Source organism: Caballeronia sp. SL1002 (assembly GCF_057814995.1).
The window spans coordinates 919,226-936,671 of sequence record NZ_JBYMUW010000002.1 but is presented as its reverse complement, the minus strand read 5'-3'; the positions used below and the strand labels follow the sequence as shown (position 1 = coordinate 936,671).

Here is a 17,446-nt window from a genome sequence, read left to right as displayed (position 1 = left end):
CCTGGTTTTGTTTGCCTGCGCTTCTTGTGAACTTGCATTCGTGTGCGTTTATTAGCTCTGCCCCTGTCCGGGGCGGGACTCACTTTCTTTGCTGCTGCAAAGAAAGTAAGCAAAGAAAGCAGCGTGACCGTCTAAGTGTCCACCACGAATCGTAACCCGGAGTGGTACGCAAGCCGATTCGGCCATCGCACCACAAAACAGAGTGGAACCGCTCATCCATCCCGACAGGCACAAAGTGCCGCCGGTAAGGCATAACCGAAGAAACCAAACCGACCAACCAACGGTTTTCAGATATGCCCGTCGTCCGAGCGCAGCAAGGACGGAGCTGACAGGCGCTGTACCAATACCAATGACTGCGAGATAGTCGAATCAGCCTGCGCGCCTATCCGCGAGGTTATGTGTGTTGGACACTTAGATGGATAAGCTGCTTTCTTTGCTTACTTTCTTTGCAGCAGCAAAGAAAGTAAGTCCCGCCCCGGACAGGGGCAGAGCTAATAGACCGACACGAAAGCAAGTTCCCAGAAAGCGCAGGCAAACAAAAGCAAGGGCGCCAGCACCCCACCCCCCCTACTCCGTTTCGAACGGAAACCGCAGCCCGAGATCCCGCCGCGCGGCATCCATGATCGCGATCATACGCATCGACATGACGTGCGGCATTACCGGACTTTCGATCTCGCCCGCGCGCAACAGGTCGCAGAAATGCGCGGTCTCGTAGTTGAGGCCGCCGCCGTGAAACGGCGCGTCGAGTTCGACCGTGCGGCCGTCGAGATACGTAACCGTCGCGCGCGCCGGATTCCACCAGTTCTCGTGGATCGTCACGGTGCCGCCCGTGCCGGCGAGCAGCGCGTCGCCGCGTCCCTGCAGGTCCATGCCGCAGAAAAGCTGCGCTATCCCGCGTTCGTGGCGCACGTTCAGGCTCGCGAACGTGTCGACGCCGGTCGTGCCAAGCCGGCCGATGGTCTGCACGTCGAGCGCCTCGCCCAGCCAGTCGACGGCGAGAAACGCTTCGTAGATGCCGATATCGAGCAGCGCGCCGCCGCCCATGTCCAGCGAGAACGACGGATGCGTCTCGGGCACGTTCGCCATCGAGCAACCGGCGCGCACGAGTCCGATTTCACCGATCGGATCGGCCGCGAGATGCGCGCGAAGCTGCGTGTAGAGCGGATAAAACGGCGGTTTCATCGCCTCCATGAACAGACACTTCGACGCCCGCGCCGCGTCGATCATCCGCTGCAACACGCGCGCATTCACCGCCGCCGGTTTCTCGCAGAGCACGGCGCGGCCCGCCGCGAACGCGCGCAACGCGTATTCCGCGTGGCTGTCCTGCATCGTCGCGATATACAGCGCGTCGATCTCGCCGAGCAACGCGTCGAAACTGTCGACGCCGCGCGTCGAGAATTCGCGCGCGAAAGTTTCGGTCGATTCCGCGCGGCGCGACCAGACGCCCGCGAGCGTCGTGCCCGGGACATGCGCGAGACTCTGCGCGAATCGCCGCGCAATCCGGCCCGCGCCGACAATGCCCCAGCGGATCGTGGTGTCTTGGCTCATCGAAAGGCTTCTCCTTGTGTCGGTCATGTTCGCGCGGCGAGAGTGCGATCGAACGCCAGCGCCGCGCGCAAAGACCGAAAGCTTAGCCGATCAAAGCGGCGTACAGGCGCGCATACAGCGCGAACCCAACGCGAAAAAAGCCACTGAGCCGCGAGGCGCAGTGGCTTCTTGCTGCGAGCTTGAGTCTGCTTGCTTAAGTCTCAAGCGCCCGCTGGCGCATCGACCGCGGGCGGCTTCTCGCCGTTGTCTTCCTCACTGCGTTCGAGCGAAAACGCACGGCCCACTTCTTCCGCCGCCAGATCGATCAGCGCGCGCATCGCACGCTCGGCGCCGGAAGCGTCCTTCGCCTCGATCGCCTCGACCACGCGACGTTGCGCGGCGAGTGTCGCCTCACGCACCGACTCGATTCCATCGACGATAGGACTCACCGTCACCAACGCGCCGCGCACGATCGCCGTCATTTGCTGGAAGAACTGATTGCCGCTCGCCGCGACGATCCGCGTATGCAGCGCTTCGTCCGCACCCTGATAACCCGGCTCGCCAAACGAGACTTGCGCGAGCGCATCGAACGCATCGCGAATGCCCGCGACGGCATCCGGCGTGGCCCGCGCAGCAGCCAATGCAGCGGCGCGCGGTTCGATCAGCATCCGGAATTCGATTACATCGCGGAGAAAAATTTGATCCGGCTTTGCGCGAAAACGCCAGCTTACGACGTCTTCGTCGATCAACCGCCAGTCGCTCATCGGCCTGATACGTGTCCCTGTCTTTGGGCGCACGTCGAGCATGTGCCGTGCAAGCAGCATGCTGAGCGCCTCGCGCATCACGGTGCGGCTCACGTCGAATTCTTTGGACAAGATGTCCTGCGGCGGCAGAATCGCGCCGTATTTCTGTTCGACGATACCCGACACGAGCCCATCCATCACTTTTGCCACTAGTGATCGCTCTTTGTTCTCATCCATCACGCTTCTCCCCTTGCGCCTTGAGCTTCGCCTCATGCAACTCGCGCATCGCCCACTTAAGCTTCCCCAAGCCCTTCGCGGGACACGACGATTGCCCGACTTTGCATTCATCGTGCTCGATACGTTGCTTCTTGAATGCACCGAACGCCAGTTGGGAAACTCCTGACAGGGTATTCCCTCTGACGGTTCGACGCCCGCACATCGATTTTTAATTAGTACGCTGTATTAAGTGCCAACTGCGAATCCGGAGGCTCGGCACGCGCGATCGCATAACGCCGCACTCGTCCGACGAATGCCGGCAAACCGACCCGTTTCTCCTGGGAGCCCACGATCATGTTGTTCCTGAAGGGCGTTATGCAGCGCCGCACCGTTTCGAGATTCGAACCGGTTCGCCCATTTGAACAAGCATCTAATGTCGCATCTGTGCGTATTCGAACGCTCCCGGCGCTGCATCGGATTTTTGTCTGAACCAAATCGCGTCGCTTCGCGCGTCGCTTCGATATCCCGATGGATTTTTAAACGCGCGTTTTATAAAGCGCTCTAAAGCTGCTTTTACAGCACCGGGTCGGTCGTGCGCGCACGCCGCGCGGCATACGCCGCCTGCCTGCCGAGCCGCGTCGCACGCTCGGCGATCGCTTGTTCGTACACCGCGAGATATCCGGCGCACGCGCGATCCGCCGACAACGCCGCGAGATTTTGCCGGGCGCGCGAGCGAAGCGCATCGCGCGCGCCACTATCGATCAACAGCCAGTGCAGCTTCGCCGCGAGCTGCGGCGGATCGTCCGGCGGCACGAGCACGCCCGCCTCGCCGTCGTCGAGCAATTCGGGAATGCCGCCCACCCGCGTCGCGACGATCGCGCAGCCCGCCTCGCGCGCCTCGCTCAAAGCCAGCGGACACGGCGCCTCGTGCGACGGCAGCGCGAACACGTCGGCCTCCATCAGATACGGACGCGGATCCGGCACGAAGCCGACAAAATGCACCGCATGCGCCACACCGAGTTGCGCGGCAAGCGCCACCATTTCTTCCCGATCCGGCCCGTCGCCCACGAGATACAACTGCGGCTTCTGCGCGAAACCCGGCTCGTGTCTCGCGAGCGCCGCGTGCGCATCGCGGACTTGCGCAAACGCGTGCAGCAAGTCCGCGATGCCCTTGCGGCGAAACATTCCCGCAACGCACACCACGTTCGGATGCAGCAGCGGCCACGGCTTGACGGGCGGTTTCAGCAACGGCCGGCACGCGAGACGCGGCGAGCCGATCGCGCCGTTCAGCACCACGCTGATGCGCTCGCGCGGCGCGCCATGCTCGACAAGCGCACGTGCGACCGCGTGGCTCACCGCCACCATGCGCTCGCCGCTTCTCACGAGCGACGCGCCGGTGCGCATCGCGTGGCGCATCGTCGTCACGAGCGCGAAGCGGCGCTGCATGCTGGCGAAGCGCGAAATCAGCGCGCCGGTCATCATGTGTGCGTGGACGACATCCGGATCGAAACGTTCGATCAGCCGTGCGAAGCCCGCGATCATCGCCGGAACGCGCCATGGCTGGCGCGACTGCTGAAGCAGCACATGCGTGATGCCGTGGCGGCGCAGAAGCGGCTCGAAACCGCCGCCCGCCGACGCCACGACGACATCGTGCCCCGCGCGCGCCTGCAGGCACGCGAGATCGACCATCAGGTTCACCGCGCCGTTGCCGACCGGTTGCGCGTGATTTGCGAGGTGGACGATTCTCATGATCGGCGCGTCAACGCGGACCCGTGCGAGGCTGGAACGGCGACGGATACACCGGCTGATGACGACCCAGTTCGGCCCGCAATCCGGCCTTCAGTTCCTCGCGACGCTGCGGCCGGCTTTTGCGCGCAAGACCGATCGATACGACGCCGTGTTCCAGAAACGGGCCGCTCGCCTTGCGAAAACCGAACCCTTCGAAGAACACGCGCTCCGCGACCGGCGCGCACAGCCGCACGCCGCGTCCCGGCCAGCGTTCCGCCGCCACCGTGAGCACGCGTTCGATCAACGCCTCGGCCGTGCCGTCGGTGCGTCGTTGCGGGCTCGTCAGGATGCGATCCACCTGCACGTCCGCTTCGCCGATACATTCGCTGATGCGCGCATACGCCAGCACCGGCATCGGCCGCGTCATGTCTTCGGTCGCGAAAACGTGCACACCGGTTTCGTCGCGGCCATCGGGATCGAGATGAATATGCAACTGCTCGACGACGAATACCGCGCTGCGCGCCCGCAGGATCACGTACAGCTCGCGCGTCGTGAGTTGCTCGAAATCGAGCGCTTTCCAGTGCATTTTTATGGTCTCCCCAAGGCTGCCGTTCCGTCGCTCATAAGGTACGTGGCGCACCCGGCCGTTTCCGTGCGGCATCGCACCGACGCTTGACGTCCCGAATCCGTTAAATGGGGGCAACCGAACGCACGCGGCGAAGTGCCCGCGCCTACTCGCTTTAAAGCCGCAAACCGGCACCACGCGCCACAGAGCGCCATCACTTTCCTTCGAGGGACACACGCATGAATATCGGCACGGGAGCCGGGGGCACGCACGCGCCGCACGCATGCAAAATCAGTCATGCGTTCGATCGCGCGCGACCCGTATTTCACCGGATTCGCGCATGAGCTCGCCGCATCCTCCCGTGACGGGCGACGAGCCCGCCCGGGCGCGTGTTATCAAACTCGATCCGCTCAGCACGCGGATGCGCCGCCATCAGCCGCACGCGCTGCATCGCGGCGAGCACGTGTGGCAGGAAACGAATGCGTCGGTCGATATGTGGATCGAATTGCTGCACGGACGCGGCCACGATCCGCGCGCGGCGCTCGGCCCCACCGTGATGCAGGACTTCGAAGGCGACCAGTTCACGCCCGTCGCGTTTGCGCGCGAAGATCTGGAGGCGCTGTTCGGGCTGCGCGTCCAGCCGCTCGCGCTGCACGATTCGCTTGAAACGCACGTCGGCACGCAGACGCGGCGCGCGAATATCGTGCTGATCGAGGCGGATGCGTTTCATCTGCCGGAGTCGCACCCGGCCGCTTACCGGCGCGAGCATGTGAAAACGACCATCGCCGTCGACCATCTCGCGCACGATTCGCGGCGGCTCGGTTATTTCGATCACGCGGGCTACCACGCGCTCGACGGCGAAGATTACGACGCCGTTCTGCATCGCACCGAGCCGCCGGGTCCGGACGCCGATTTCGCCCCGCACGCCGAATTGGTCAAACGCGTACACGCGCCGTTGCGCGGCACGGCGCTCGCCGACGCCGCCGCCGACGCGCTGTGCGCGCATCTGCTGCGGCGTCCCGAGCACAACCCGGTCACGCAGTGGCGCGCGGCGTTTCCGGCGCATCTCGACACGCTGCTCGATCGCGACGACACCTACTTTCGCCGCTACGCCGCCGACGTCACGCAGCAACTCGGCGCGAACTTCGAACTGATGGCGCAGTACTTGCGCTGGATGCGCAAGCACGGCTTCGATATTCCGCTCGCCATTCCGGCGGCGGCGCATCGGATCGCGAGTGAAGCGATGGTGCTGCAATACCGTCTCGCGCGTTCGTTGTCGCGTAAGCGGCGCGATCTCTGCGACGAATGTTTCGACACGCTCGAAGAAGCCTACGACGAAGTCGTGCCGGTGCTCAGCAGGCTCGTTTGCTGACTCACGACGGACGGTACCGCCCGTCCGTTCATACGATTGACCCTACATTAACCCTACGATTAACCCGGCGCTTTCAAAAACGCTTGAGCGCAAACGTTTGCGTTTCATCGCTGCACGCTGCCGGGCGAAAGACGCACTGCGCTTGTGCGGCGCGTCGGTGCGCACGGCGACGCACGCCAATCGTGCTTATCGCGTGCGTCAACGCGTCTCGTGCGCGCCACGCAACGTTTCCGCGCAAGCGCCCCGAATCGTGGGAAGCATGCTTTAAACCGTCCTGCTCCTTGATAGGCTTGTGTCGCAAGGGCGATGCTCGCTGTCAAGTCGCCATAATCCACAACAACGTTCGATAACGCACGCATCCGATGGAACAGGAATGAATCATTTTTCAATCTCACTACCAAAGGCCACTCGGACGGTCCGGCACCCGCGCGCGCCCCATCCACAGTAAGATGGACAAAAGGTGGAAGGGCCACCAGCAAGGCATTGCGCAGACGAAACCCCGAATGCCCCGTCGCGGCGCATTGCGGCTTTGCGGGCCGCGATGTTCAGGACTGAAACATATTTGCTACGTCGCACAACGTGCGCGACCGCGCTAAAACAGAACATCCATGGTGGTATTGAGATTCGTCCGATTGGCACGTTCCTCGCTAAACAGGACTCGCAGCACGCGACGCACCGCTTAAAAGAAATCGAATACACGGCGCGGCGAAACTGCTACGGGGCTAGTCTGGAATCGTTGAAGGATGGAGCCGGTCGATACTCTTTCCTGCACGTGCCGGGCTGGAAAAAAAGTGAAGCGCAATGCGCGAAGTTACGAGAGAACCAACCATGCTGACCCTTCAGTCCGACCTGCACGGCAACCACCTTTTGGGCGCGCTGCCCGCGCACGAATGGCAAGCATTGACTCCGCATCTCGAACTCGTCCAGTTGCGCACCGAACAGCTTCTCTGCGACTCCGGCCAACGCATTCACCACGTTTATTTCCCGACCACGGCGATCATCTCGCTGCTTCACACGATGGAAGACGGCGGCTCCGTCGAAATTGCGGCGGTCGGCCGCGAAGGCATGACCGGCGTGCCGGTGCTGACCGGCGGCGAAACCATGCCGACGCGTGTGCAGGTTCAGTGTCCCGGCTTCGCTTATCGCATGAGCGCTCAGGCGCTGCGTGAGCAGTTCGGACGCTCGGATTTCCTGCGCCGCCTGATGCTGCTTTATATGCAAGCACTCCTGACACAAGTCGCGCAAACCGCCGCATGTAATCGTCATCATTCTCTGAACAAGCAGCTTTGCCGCTGGCTGCTGATCGAAATCGACCGCACGGCGTCGAACGAACTTCAGGTGACGCAGCAATTGATCGCGGACATGCTGGGCGTGCGTCGCGAGGGGGTCACGGAAGCCGCGGGAAAGCTCCATGACGCGGGCCTGATTCACCACAGCCGCGGCTGTATCAAGGTGGTCGACCGCGCCGGACTCGAAGCCCGCGCCTGCGAATGCTACGGGCTGGTCAAGCGCGAATTCGATCGCCTGCTGCCGCGCATGCGGACTGCCGAGGCCGCGCACTCGTCTTAAGGATTCAGTACCGGCAGCACCGGGAACCGGGCAATTTAGCGGCGAGAGACCTGAGGGAGCAACAAGAACGGCGACCAAGCAGCACAAGCAGTAAAAAAGCCAATTACAAGCCATCAAAACACGAAAGGCCCGGCGGTCACACCGCCGGGCCTTTTGTCTTTACTGTCTTTTATTCGCGTTATCGATCGCCCAGATCGCTGCGCGCGCCGAGCTGGATCTCGTACATCGCCGCGAGCATGGCGAGGTGGGCGCGCTCGACCGCCGCCTCGTCCGTCGACATCCCCGAGCAGGTTTCGCCGCCCATGATGATGCCGAGACAGAGCGCGTAGTTGCCCGCGAACGCCGTGGGCGAAGGATCCATGCGACGCATGCGCTCGTAAGCGGTATCGAGGACGTGACGGAGATCGGGTTGCATCGCAGGCGATTCTCAACAAAGGGTATTGCGACGATAAGCGCTCGGACGTGTAAGCGCCTGTCAGTTTTAACGCGGACAGCATGTTACCGGGCGTTCGCGCGCGCACTCTTAGAAAGGTATCCCTAAACATCGAGCATCGATCGGGCCTTGCATAAAGATATATCTTTGCTAAGATACATCTTAACAACTCTCAAGGAACGATCATCATGTTTGGAAGACACGGAAGAAGAGCATTTTTCGAAGCCGCCGCCGGTGCGCCCGAGCGCGGCCACGGCGGGCGCGGGCCGCGCCGCCGGCTGTTCGAATCGGGACATTTACGCCTGGTGATCCTGGAACTGGTCGGCGCGTCGCCGCGTCACGGCTACGACGTCATCAAGGCGCTCGAAACCCGCTTCGGCGGCCTGTACAGTCCGAGCCCGGGCGTCGTGTACCCGACGCTTTCGCTGCTCGAAGATCAGGGTTTCGTCACGGTCGAAGCAAGCGAAGGCAACAAGAAGCGCTACACGATCACGGAAGAAGGCCGCGCGCATCTCGCCGAGAATCAGGGTTTTATCGACGCGATCAACGCCCGGCTCGCCGGCGCGGATCACGTGCGGGGCCGGCACGGGATGCACGGCGGCCACGGCATGCACGGCGATCCCAGCGAAGACGCCGCGCGCGATCCACGATTTGGCGACCGTGCGCGCTCCTCCGAGCTTCGTGAAGCGTTTCACCGGCTCAAGGGCGCGGTGATCGAGCGGGTACGCACTGGCGATCTCGACGCCGCGCGCATCAAGCAGATTCGCGAGATTCTCGCGCGCGCCACGCAGGAAATCGACGAACTGCGGTGAAACGGCCGCCTCCCATGGCGCGCATCCAATAAAAAACGCGGAAGGCTCGATGCCGTCCGCGTTTTTGTCATGTAGTACCAGCGCGCTTTCAGTGCGCCGTGAAATCGATCCGTTCGACGCCGTCCGGCGTGCCGAGCAAACACAGATTCGCCCCGCGCGCGGCGAACAAACCCACCGTCACGACGCCCGGCCATGCATTGATCTCGGCTTCGAGCGCGCGCGGATCGTCGATCTTCAGGCCCTTCACGTCGATGATCTCGTTGCCGTTGTCGGTGATGAACGGCGCGCCATCCTTCGACACGCGCACGATCGGCACGCCGCCCATCGCGGTCACGCGCCGGCCGATCGCCGTGCGCGCCATCGGTACGACCTCGACCGGCAGCGGGAAGGCGCCCATCACGTCCACGCGCTTGCTTGCATCGACGATACACACGAAGACATCGGACACCGACGCCACGATCTTCTCGCGCGTGAGCGCTCCGCCGCCGCCCTTGATCATCGCGCCGCTCGGGTCGATTTCGTCGGCGCCATCGACGTAGACCGGCAACGACTCGATATCGCTCAGATCGAAAATCTGGAAACCGAGCGCTTCGAGCCGCGCGGTCGTGGCGAGCGAACTCGACACCGCGCCGCGATAACGCGCCTTCGACTTAGCGATTTCGTCGATAAAGCAATTCGCCGTCGAGCCGGTGCCGACGCCGATCACCGCGCCTTCCGGCACGGTCGCGTTCACGAAGTCGGCGGCAGCACGGCCAACCAGTTGCTTCAATTCGTCTTGAGTCATGGAATGAGGACAGCGAGAGAGAAAACGCGATTTTAACGTGCTGAATGTGCCGGCGCGTGCGCGCGCATTCAAATGCGGGCGATCGCGTTCAAAAAGCCGAGCGGATCGTGCGTGCGCGCGACCGACGCGATGAACGCGAACGTCAGGATAGCGAGCACGCCGAACCCGAAGCGCGCCGTTTTGGTCCGCCCGCGCTTGATCGCGAAGGTGCCGAGCACGACATAAAGCACGAGCGCCGCGATTTTCACCGACAGCCAGTTCGCATTCGGCCCGAATCCGATCACGCCGACCAGCGCGATTGCCGACAAGAGCAACAGCGTATCGACGAGATGCGGGAGCACTTTCACCGCGCGGTTTTGCAGCATCGGCGAGTCGCGCAGCATCCAGACCCAGCGCAGCGCGAAGCCGAGAATGCTGAGCGCCGCGCACGACATGTGTACTGCCCGCAGCGGCAGGAAGAGTTCGCTCATGGTTGGTGCGCTCTCATGGGAAGTATTTATCCAGCAGCGCGGCGGCGATGGCGTCGCTTTCGGCGTCCGCATCGCCCGCGTAATCGGCCGGACGGAAATGCATCTGGAACGCCGCGAAGACGCGGCGTGTTTTGTCGTCGAGCACGCCGTCGCTTGCAACGTCGTAACCGTAGCGGCGCAGCTTCTGCTGCAACGCGAGGACATCGGCGGGCGCTTTCGGATCGCGACCCGCCAGATGGCGCGCGACGTCGCCCGCATCCGGCCACGCACCGACGCCCGCCTCGTACAGCGTGCGCCACGGAAAAAGCGGACCCGGATCGATCTTGCGATGCGGCGCGATGTCGCTATGGCCGACCACGCGCGTCGGCGGAATGTTGTAGCGCGTAACGATATCCTTCGCGAGCCGCACGAGCGCCGCGACCTGCGCGGGCGGATACGGCTGCCAGGCACGGCCCGCAGGCGTTTCGACCGGTCCGAGATTCACGTTCTCGATCCCGATCGACGCTGCGTTCAGTTCCGTCGTGCCCTGCCATTCGCTTTGGCCCGCGTGCCACGCGCGCTGCGATTCCGGCACCAGTTGATACACGACCGGCTCGCCGTGTTCGAGCGCGGGCGCATCCGGCACGACGTAGTGCGAGCTCACGCCCTGGGTCGTCAGCACGTCGAGCGACTGCGCCTCGTCGATTTCCGTGTAGTGCATCACGAGAAACCGCACGCGCGAATCGGCATTTTTCGCGTGATAACGCGTGTCGGCGATATACGTGCCGCGATCGATTGAAGTGCTCGCGCACGCGCCAAGCAACGCGCACGCGAGCGCGCAGATAACAACCCGACGCACTTATTTCTTCACCGACCGCTGCCGCACGGCTTCAAAAAGACAAATCCCGCTCGCGACCGACACGTTCAGACTTTCGACACTGCCCGCCATCGGAATCTTCATGATTTCGTCGCAGGTTTCGCCGGTCAGACGGCGCATGCCCTCGCCTTCCGCGCCCACCACGATCGCCACCGGCCCGTCGAGCTTCGTTTCGTAAAGACCTGCCGTGGCGTCGCCCGACGTCCCGATCACCCACACGCCCGCGTCCTTCAGTTCGCGCAGCGCGCGCGCCAGATTGGTCACGGTAATGTACGGCACGGTTTCCGCCGCGCCGCTCGCCACCTTCGCGGCCGTCGCGTTGAGTCCCGCCGAACGGTCGCGCGGCGCGATTACCGCGTGCGCGCCGGCGGCATCCGCGACGCGCAGGCACGCGCCGAGATTATGCGGATCGGTCACGCCGTCGAGCACGAGCAGAAGCGGCGTGCCGGAAACGCCGTCGAGCAGTTCGGCCAGATTCTGCGCAAGCGGCATGTCGTTCGCGCGCGCAACGACGCCCTGATGCCCGACGTTGCCCGCGAGGCCCCAGAGGCGCGATTCGTCGGCGGCGATCAGGCGCACGCCCGCTTCCTTCGCGCTGCGCAGGAAATCCGTCATGCGGCGATCCTTGCGCGTCGGGTCGTACAGCACCTCTTCGATCGTGGATGCGTCCGCGCGCAGGCGCGCCGTTACCGCGTGAAAACCATAAAGAACCTTGAGACGTGACATGACGTGTCGAACCTTAATAAGAAAACTAAAACGCGGCCCGAAGCGTTCTACGCATCGGGCCGCGCCTCTTTTTTACAACAGCGCTGGATTGAGGCTCGCTAGAGCTTCAACGCTTCTTTCGCGCCGGATGACTTTTCGCCGCGGCTTTCGGCGACGCACCGCGCTTGCGCGCAACCACGGCGTCTTTCGCGACGGTCGGCGGCAACGGCGCCGCCGCTTTCTTGCTGCGATCGCGACGGCGGCTATTGACGCTGCTGCCTTCCTCGGCGGCAAACGAGCGCACGCGCGGACCCGCCGCCACGCCATTGCCTGCGTGTTCCGCCGCCGCTGCCGCTGCCGGACGGCCCGAAGGCGGCTTGACCGGCGTATCGCGCACGAGCCGGAAATCGATCTTGCGCGAATCGAGATCGACGCGGCTCACCTGCACGCGCACCCGGTCCGACATCCGGTACCGGATGCCGGTACGCTCGCCGCGCAGTTCGTTCTTGATCTCGTCGTACTGGAAGTAGTCCGAGCCGAGTTCCGTCACGTGCACGAGCCCTTCGATAAACAGCGAATCGAGCTGCACGAAGATCCCGAACGACGTCACGCCGTTCACCATGCCGCCGTATTCCTCGCCGAGCTTGTCGCGCATGAAATAGCACTTAAGCCACGCTTCGACATCGCGCGACGCTTCGTCCGCACGGCGTTCATTCGACGAACAATGCAGGCCGAGTTCTTCCCAGATCGCAACGTTGTTGCGCGAACGGCCGCGCGATTCGTCATCGGATTTCTGCATTTCGCGCGCGGCTTTCGTCAAACCCGTGCTCAGCGAAACGTGATGACCGACGTCCGGCTGATACTTCTTGCCCTGCAGGATCGCGTAGATCGCGCGGTGCGTGAGCAGGTCGGGATAGCGGCGGATCGGGCTCGTGAAGTGCGCGTAGGCCTCGTAAGCCAGCCCGAAGTGACCGATGTTGTCCGGGCTGTAGACGGCTTGCTGCATCGAGCGCAGCACCATCGATTGCAGCATTTGCGCGTCCGGCCGGTCGCGCACCTGCGCCATCAGCGCCGCGTAGTCGCTCGCGTGCGGCTTCTCGCCGCCGGTCAGCGTCAACCCGACGCCACGCAGGAAAGCGCGCAAGTTTTCGAGCTTCTCGGGCGTCGGTCCGGCGTGTACGCGATACAGCCCGGGATGCTTGTTGCGCTTGAGGAAATCGGCCGCGCAGACATTCGCCGCGAGCATGCATTCCTCGATCAACCGGTGCGCGTCGTTGCGATGACGCGGCACGATCTGCTCGATCTTGCCCTGCGCGTTGCAGACGATATACGTTTCGGTCGTATCGAAATCGATCGCGCCGCGCTTTTGCCGCGCCGCGTGCAGCGACTTGTAGACGCCGTACAGATTCTGCAATTGCGGCAGCAACTCCGCACGCTTCGCCGCTTCCGGACCCTTCGTGTTGGTCAGGACCGCCGCGACTTCCGTGTAGGTCAGCCGCGCCGCCGAGTGCATCACGCCGGGATAAAACTGATACGCCTTGATCTCGCCGCGCGACGTGATGACCATGTCGCACACGAGCACGCAGCGGTCCACTTGAGGATTGAGCGAGCACAAACCGTTCGACAGTTTCTCCGGCAGCATCGGAATCACGCGGCGCGGGAAATACACGGACGTGCTGCGGTCGAGCGCATCGACGTCGAGCGGCTCGTTCGGGCGCACGTAATGCGAGACGTCCGCAATCGCGACGAGCAGGCGGAAGCCCGCGCCGCGGCCGACGGTCATCGGTTCGCAATAGACGGCGTCGTCGAAGTCGCGCGCGTCTTCGCCGTCGATGGTGACGAGCGGCACGTCGCGCAAATCCACGCGATGGCGGATATCGATCGGACGCACTTCGTCCGGCAGCTTCGACGCCGCGTTGAGCGCGCCGTCGCTGAACTCGTGCGGCACACCGTATTTGCGCACCGCGATTTCGATTTCCATGCCCGGATCGTCGATATCGCCGATCACTTCCACCACGCGGCCAAGCGGCTGCGAATGGCGGCTCGGGAAATCGGTCAGTTCCGCCGAGACGACCTGCCCGACCTTCGCCTTTTTCGCGTTCTGCGTAATCAGGATGTCGTGGCCGATGCGCTTGTCTTCGGGCACGAGAATCAGCGCGCCGTTCTCGTTGATGAGCCGCCCGATGATGCGTTTGTTCGCGCGATCCGTGACCTCGACGATATGGCCTTCCGGCCGCCCGCGCCGGTCATAGCCGACGATCCGCGCGAGCACGCGGTCGTTGTGCATGACCTTCTGCATTTCGCCGTTCGGGAGGAAGAGATCGTCTTGTCCGTCATCGCGGATCAGGAAGCCGAAACCGTCGCGATGACCCTGCACGCGGCCCGCGACGAAGTTCGACGGATGCGTGAGCTGGTAATAGCCGCGCTTGTCGAGGCGGACTTGCCCGTCGCGCTCCATTGCCGCCAGTCGCTTGAAAAATCCTTCGCGCTCCTGGCGCTTGATCGACAGCGCTTCGGCGATGTCGTTCGCGGCGAGCGGCGTTTCGCTCGTGCGCAACGCGCCGAGAATTTCTTCGCGGCTCGGAATCGGATAGGGATATTTGCTCAAGGGCTTATCGATGATTTCTTCTCGTTGGAATGGACGTCGCGGAACGTCTTGCCTGGATTGACGATGACGGCCCGCACTGACGGCCCTCCGCGCTCACAGATTACCTGGCGGCCGGCCAAATCTGCGGACCATTCTAACACCCTATAACTGCTGCCAATTAGCCAGAACCTCAGGCAGAACATAAGGCCAGACGGGCCTCGCAGGCGGTTTCGGCACGCCGCTCGATCGCACTCGCCTTTCGATCTCAAAATGCTTGACAGCGGATTCAGCCCCGATATAATTACGTTCTTTGCTGCACACGCACCCTTGCCCAGGTGGCGGAATTGGTAGACGCACTAGGTTCAGGTCCTAGCGGTGGCAACACCGTGGAGGTTCGAGTCCTCTCTTGGGCACCAGATGTTTGAAAAAGCCACCTTCGGGTGGCTTTTTTGTTTTGTGAAGTGAACGAGCAATGCACGACCGCTCAATCACTTTCCGATTGACAGCACGTCGGAACCTGCTAAAGTAGCGGGCTCAGCAGTAACCCTTGGCCCAGGTGGCGGAATTGGTAGACGCACTAGGTTCAGGTCCTAGCGGTGGCAACACCGTGGAGGTTCGAGTCCTCTCCTGGGCACCAAGGTATTACAGTTAGGAGCAGCAAAACGATCAACCCCACAGAACTTCGTTCGTGGGGTTTTTTGTTGTCCGCACGTTTTGTGAGTTGCTGTGATGACATTCCGACGCGCGCAAGTCGGCGAGTTGAACCCGGATCGGCTCCCCGCCGAAATGCTTAAGCCGCACTGCATCAAATCCTTTCTGCCCCATTGCCTCTTCAATACATCATCAATTCATTTTCCTTTCAATTATCCAATACGCGGCAACGCCGTAAAGGAATATGAATTGCTAACGCATTGAACGGTCGATAAGCGCATCGGGTTAATACCGGTTAGACAGTTTCATTGCGAGCCGGGATAAAAGCATTGTATTAAACACCGGCGTACACTCGTCGTGCCCGCGCACGGCGGGCGCCCTGCACGGGCGGGCTTGCCACGCAAGCGTGTTGATTAATCACCGACTATTCGAATACGGAGACCACCGCAATGAGCTGGACTCGCGAACAAAGAAACGTGACGATTGCCGCCTATCTCGGCTGGACACTCGATGCCTTCGATTTTTTCCTGATGGTATTCGTGCTGAAGGATATAGCCGCCGAATTCAACACGAAAATACCGGCGGTCGCTTTTGCCATTACGCTAACCCTCGCGATGCGTCCAATCGGCGCGCTGATATTCGGCCGTCTCGCCGATAAATTCGGCCGCCGCCCCACGCTGATGATCAACATTGCGTGCTACTCCCTGCTCGAATTGCTCTCCGGCTTTTCGCCAAACCTCACAACGCTGATCGTGTTGCGCGCCCTCTTCGGCATTGCGATGGGCGGCGAATGGGGCGTCGGCTCGGCGCTCACGATGGAAACCGTGCCGCCCAAGGCGCGCGGCTTCGTCTCCGGATTGCTGCAGGCCGGCTATCCGAGCGGCTACCTGCTCGCGTCCATCGTATTTGGGGTGCTCTATCAGTACATTGGCTGGCGCGGCATGTTTTTCGTCGGCGTCATTCCCGCGCTGCTGGTGCTCTACGTGCGCGCCCACGTGCCCGAATCGCCGGCGTGGAAGGCGATGGAAAAGCGCCCGCGTCCCGGCCTCCTCGCGACGCTCAAGCAGAACTGGGCGCTCTCCGTCTACTCGATCGTGCTGATGACCGCGTTCAATTTCTTTTCGCACGGCACGCAGGACTTGTATCCGACGTTCCTGCGCGAGCAGCATCATTTCGATCCGCACACGGTGTCGTACATCACGATCGTGCTGAACATCGGCGCGATTTGCGGCGGGCTCTTTTTCGGGTCGATGTCGGAGAAGATCGGGCGGCGCTGGGCGATTTTCATCGCGTCGCTGATCGCGTTGCCGGTGCTGCCGCTGTGGGCATTTTCGAGCGGGCCGGTCGCGCTCGCGGCCGGCGCGTTCCTCATGCAGATCTCCGTGCAGGGCGCGTGGGGCGTGATCCCGGTCCACTTGAACGAAATCTCGCCCGACGAAATTCGCGCGACGTTTCCGGGGCTGGTCTATCAGTTGGGCAATCTGCTTGCATCGGTGAACGCGACGATGCAGGCATCGATCGCGGTCAGTCACGGCGACAACTACGGCATGGCAATGGCGATCGTCGCGGGCACGGTGGCGGTTGTTATCGCCGCGCTGATTTTGTTTAGCCGCGAACGACGGGGGATCGATATGACGCAGACGGCGCACGAGGTGGGGACGACGTAGGTACCCATGTGAACGTCTAATCGAGCTACGCATAGGATGCGATATGCGTAGCTCGGCGTCCAGTACGAGCATGGACTTCGAGCGAGCCGAAAGTTTAAGCGCGAGACGCTCCGCGCTCGGACTATGCTGCCCGACGCCATCTGCGCAGAGTGCTTTCGCTCACTTTGCAGCGGCTCGACACTTCCTTGATGGAGTATCCCCGAGCCAACAGGGACAGCGCGCGGCATTTCACATCAAGCCAGTCAGCCGAACTTCGCCTTTGCTGCGCCGGGTACGCGGCAAAGTCGAATCCCCACGCACGCGTTTCGTTCGCGCAGGGGAATTCATCGAATTCGACCGTGCTCGTGAATACCGTGCTTAAGCGATATTTAGATTTCTTCATATACCAGCGCTTCTCCGTGTTGTATTAATCTTCGGGCGCCGTAACGGTCAAATGGCGCTTAAGTTAATCCGGCGAGTCGCGTTGGTTTGACCAACGGTGGCGCAAGTCGCCACCGAGTGTTCCTTTCGTTAAAAGAGTGAGCGACGTTTTGGTTCGGGCGCCTGATAGCGGTCAGGCGTCCTCTTTACTTCGTTATCCCGATCATTTACTTTGTTCGGCCAGCGAAGCGCGTGGCCACTTCTGCCGACACCGCGCATCCGCTGAGGTCTCTGACCCACAGCTGACATATCGGACGACAATATCTCGTCCACGCAAAAAGTATCTCACGCGCTCGCAGCAACAATGCGACGCCCAGGAGAAATCGGAATTTACTCAAATA

15 protein-coding genes and 2 tRNA genes are annotated in these 17,446 nt (G+C 62.3%); 6 read left to right on the top strand and 11 right to left on the bottom strand.

All coding sequences use genetic code 11. The features are described from left to right. Positions 1-567: 567 nt before the first annotated feature. The 4 genes from AC3D25_RS07250 to AC3D25_RS07235 form a co-directional block, all read right to left on the bottom strand. A complete protein-coding gene (locus tag AC3D25_RS07250; RefSeq protein WP_488887750.1) occupies positions 568-1,548 on the bottom strand; it encodes a Gfo/Idh/MocA family protein in 981 nt (326 codons plus the stop codon). A 200-nt stretch (positions 1,549-1,748) separates the two neighbouring features. Then, complete coding sequence (locus AC3D25_RS07245; RefSeq protein ID WP_488887749.1) at positions 1,749-2,507, bottom strand: FadR/GntR family transcriptional regulator; 759 nt, start codon at positions 2,505-2,507, stop codon at positions 1,749-1,751. 552 nt (positions 2,508-3,059) lie between these two features. Further along, the gene (locus AC3D25_RS07240) at positions 3,060-4,235 is read right to left on the bottom strand and encodes a glycosyltransferase (RefSeq protein WP_488887748.1); all 1,176 of its coding nucleotides are present in this window, start codon (positions 4,233-4,235) and stop codon (positions 3,060-3,062) included. Between the two features lie 10 nt (positions 4,236-4,245). Continuing rightward, positions 4,246-4,800, bottom strand: a complete 555-nt coding sequence (locus AC3D25_RS07235) for a GNAT family N-acetyltransferase (RefSeq protein WP_488887747.1) — start codon at positions 4,798-4,800, stop codon at positions 4,246-4,248. 319 nt (positions 4,801-5,119) lie between these two features. On the opposite strand from AC3D25_RS07235, the gene AC3D25_RS07230 reads away from it, so the two are divergent. Together AC3D25_RS07230 and AC3D25_RS07225 are read left to right on the top strand one after the other, a co-directional pair. Beyond that, a complete protein-coding gene (locus AC3D25_RS07230) occupies positions 5,120-6,151 on the top strand; it encodes a DUF1839 family protein (protein WP_488887746.1) in 1,032 nt (343 codons plus the stop codon). A gap of 828 nt (positions 6,152-6,979) precedes the next feature. Continuing rightward, on the top strand, positions 6,980-7,720 hold the full coding sequence (locus AC3D25_RS07225; protein ID WP_488887745.1) for a Crp/Fnr family transcriptional regulator: 741 nt from the start codon (positions 6,980-6,982) through the stop codon (positions 7,718-7,720). Between the two features lie 178 nt (positions 7,721-7,898). Here AC3D25_RS07225 and AC3D25_RS07220 read toward each other — a convergent pair whose 3' ends face one another. Then, positions 7,899-8,135, bottom strand: coding sequence for a hypothetical protein (locus AC3D25_RS07220; RefSeq protein WP_488887744.1), 237 nt, complete (start codon positions 8,133-8,135; stop codon positions 7,899-7,901). Between the two features lie 206 nt (positions 8,136-8,341). Between AC3D25_RS07220 and AC3D25_RS07215 the strand changes: the two genes are divergently transcribed. Next, positions 8,342-8,965, top strand: a complete 624-nt coding sequence (locus tag AC3D25_RS07215) for a PadR family transcriptional regulator (protein WP_488887743.1) — start codon at positions 8,342-8,344, stop codon at positions 8,963-8,965. Between the two features lie 88 nt (positions 8,966-9,053). Here the strand turns inward: AC3D25_RS07215 and rpiA are convergent, their stop codons facing one another. The 5 genes from rpiA to rnr all read right to left on the bottom strand — a co-directional run bounded on the left by rpiA (position 9,054) and on the right by rnr (position 14,388). Next, a complete protein-coding gene (gene rpiA / locus AC3D25_RS07210) occupies positions 9,054-9,749 on the bottom strand; it encodes a ribose-5-phosphate isomerase RpiA (protein WP_488887742.1) in 696 nt (231 codons plus the stop codon). A gap of 68 nt (positions 9,750-9,817) precedes the next feature. Further along, positions 9,818-10,219: a SirB2 family protein gene (locus tag AC3D25_RS07205; protein ID WP_488887741.1), complete on the bottom strand. Its 402-nt coding sequence runs from the start codon at positions 10,217-10,219 to the stop codon at positions 9,818-9,820. 13 nt (positions 10,220-10,232) lie between these two features. Next, positions 10,233-11,042 carry an N-acetylmuramoyl-L-alanine amidase gene (locus tag AC3D25_RS07200; protein ID WP_488889626.1) on the bottom strand — a complete coding sequence of 270 codons (810 nt, stop codon included), beginning with the start codon at positions 11,040-11,042 and terminating at the stop codon, positions 10,233-10,235. Positions 11,043-11,057: 15 nt separating this feature from the next. Next, positions 11,058-11,801: a 23S rRNA (guanosine(2251)-2'-O)-methyltransferase RlmB gene (rlmB, locus tag AC3D25_RS07195; protein WP_488887740.1), complete on the bottom strand. Its 744-nt coding sequence runs from the start codon at positions 11,799-11,801 to the stop codon at positions 11,058-11,060. 106 nt (positions 11,802-11,907) lie between these two features. Further along, the gene (gene rnr / locus AC3D25_RS07190) at positions 11,908-14,388 is read right to left on the bottom strand and encodes a ribonuclease R (protein WP_488887739.1); all 2,481 of its coding nucleotides are present in this window, start codon (positions 14,386-14,388) and stop codon (positions 11,908-11,910) included. A 308-nt stretch (positions 14,389-14,696) separates the two neighbouring features. On the opposite strand from rnr, the gene AC3D25_RS07185 reads away from it, so the two are divergent. From AC3D25_RS07185 to AC3D25_RS07175, 3 genes are all read left to right on the top strand, one after another. After that, a tRNA-Leu gene (locus AC3D25_RS07185) sits at positions 14,697-14,783 on the top strand. A gap of 134 nt (positions 14,784-14,917) precedes the next feature. Next, a tRNA-Leu gene (locus AC3D25_RS07180) sits at positions 14,918-15,004 on the top strand. 463 nt (positions 15,005-15,467) lie between these two features. Next, positions 15,468-16,685: an MFS transporter gene (locus AC3D25_RS07175; RefSeq protein WP_488887738.1), complete on the top strand. Its 1,218-nt coding sequence runs from the start codon at positions 15,468-15,470 to the stop codon at positions 16,683-16,685. A gap of 121 nt (positions 16,686-16,806) precedes the next feature. Here AC3D25_RS07175 and AC3D25_RS07170 read toward each other — a convergent pair whose 3' ends face one another. Further along, positions 16,807-17,067, bottom strand: coding sequence for a helix-turn-helix domain-containing protein (locus AC3D25_RS07170; RefSeq protein WP_488887737.1), 261 nt, complete (start codon positions 17,065-17,067; stop codon positions 16,807-16,809). Between the last annotated feature and the right edge of the window lie 379 nt (positions 17,068-17,446).

Bases quoted from the DNA above. Each gene is read 5' to 3' on its own strand.
- AC3D25_RS07250 (WP_488887750.1), bottom strand. From the start codon at position 1,548: ATGAGCCAAGACACCACGATCCGCTGGGGCATTGTCGGCGCGGGCCGG.
- AC3D25_RS07245 (WP_488887749.1), bottom strand. From the start codon at position 2,507: ATGGATGAGAACAAAGAGCGATCACTAGTGGCAAAAGTGATGGATGGG.
- AC3D25_RS07240 (WP_488887748.1), bottom strand. From the start codon at position 4,235: ATGAGAATCGTCCACCTCGCAAATCACGCGCAACCGGTCGGCAACGGC.
- AC3D25_RS07235 (WP_488887747.1), bottom strand. From the start codon at position 4,800: ATGCACTGGAAAGCGCTCGATTTCGAGCAACTCACGACGCGCGAGCTG.
- AC3D25_RS07230 (WP_488887746.1), top strand. From the start codon at position 5,120: ATGAGCTCGCCGCATCCTCCCGTGACGGGCGACGAGCCCGCCCGGGCG.
- AC3D25_RS07225 (WP_488887745.1), top strand. From the start codon at position 6,980: ATGCTGACCCTTCAGTCCGACCTGCACGGCAACCACCTTTTGGGCGCG.
- AC3D25_RS07220 (WP_488887744.1), bottom strand. From the start codon at position 8,135: ATGCAACCCGATCTCCGTCACGTCCTCGATACCGCTTACGAGCGCATG.
- AC3D25_RS07215 (WP_488887743.1), top strand. From the start codon at position 8,342: ATGTTTGGAAGACACGGAAGAAGAGCATTTTTCGAAGCCGCCGCCGGT.
- rpiA (WP_488887742.1), bottom strand. From the start codon at position 9,749: ATGACTCAAGACGAATTGAAGCAACTGGTTGGCCGTGCTGCCGCCGAC.
- AC3D25_RS07205 (WP_488887741.1), bottom strand. From the start codon at position 10,219: ATGAGCGAACTCTTCCTGCCGCTGCGGGCAGTACACATGTCGTGCGCG.
- rlmB (WP_488887740.1), bottom strand. From the start codon at position 11,801: ATGTCACGTCTCAAGGTTCTTTATGGTTTTCACGCGGTAACGGCGCGC.
- AC3D25_RS07175 (WP_488887738.1), top strand. From the start codon at position 15,468: ATGAGCTGGACTCGCGAACAAAGAAACGTGACGATTGCCGCCTATCTC.
- AC3D25_RS07170 (WP_488887737.1), bottom strand. From the start codon at position 17,067: ATGAAGAAATCTAAATATCGCTTAAGCACGGTATTCACGAGCACGGTC.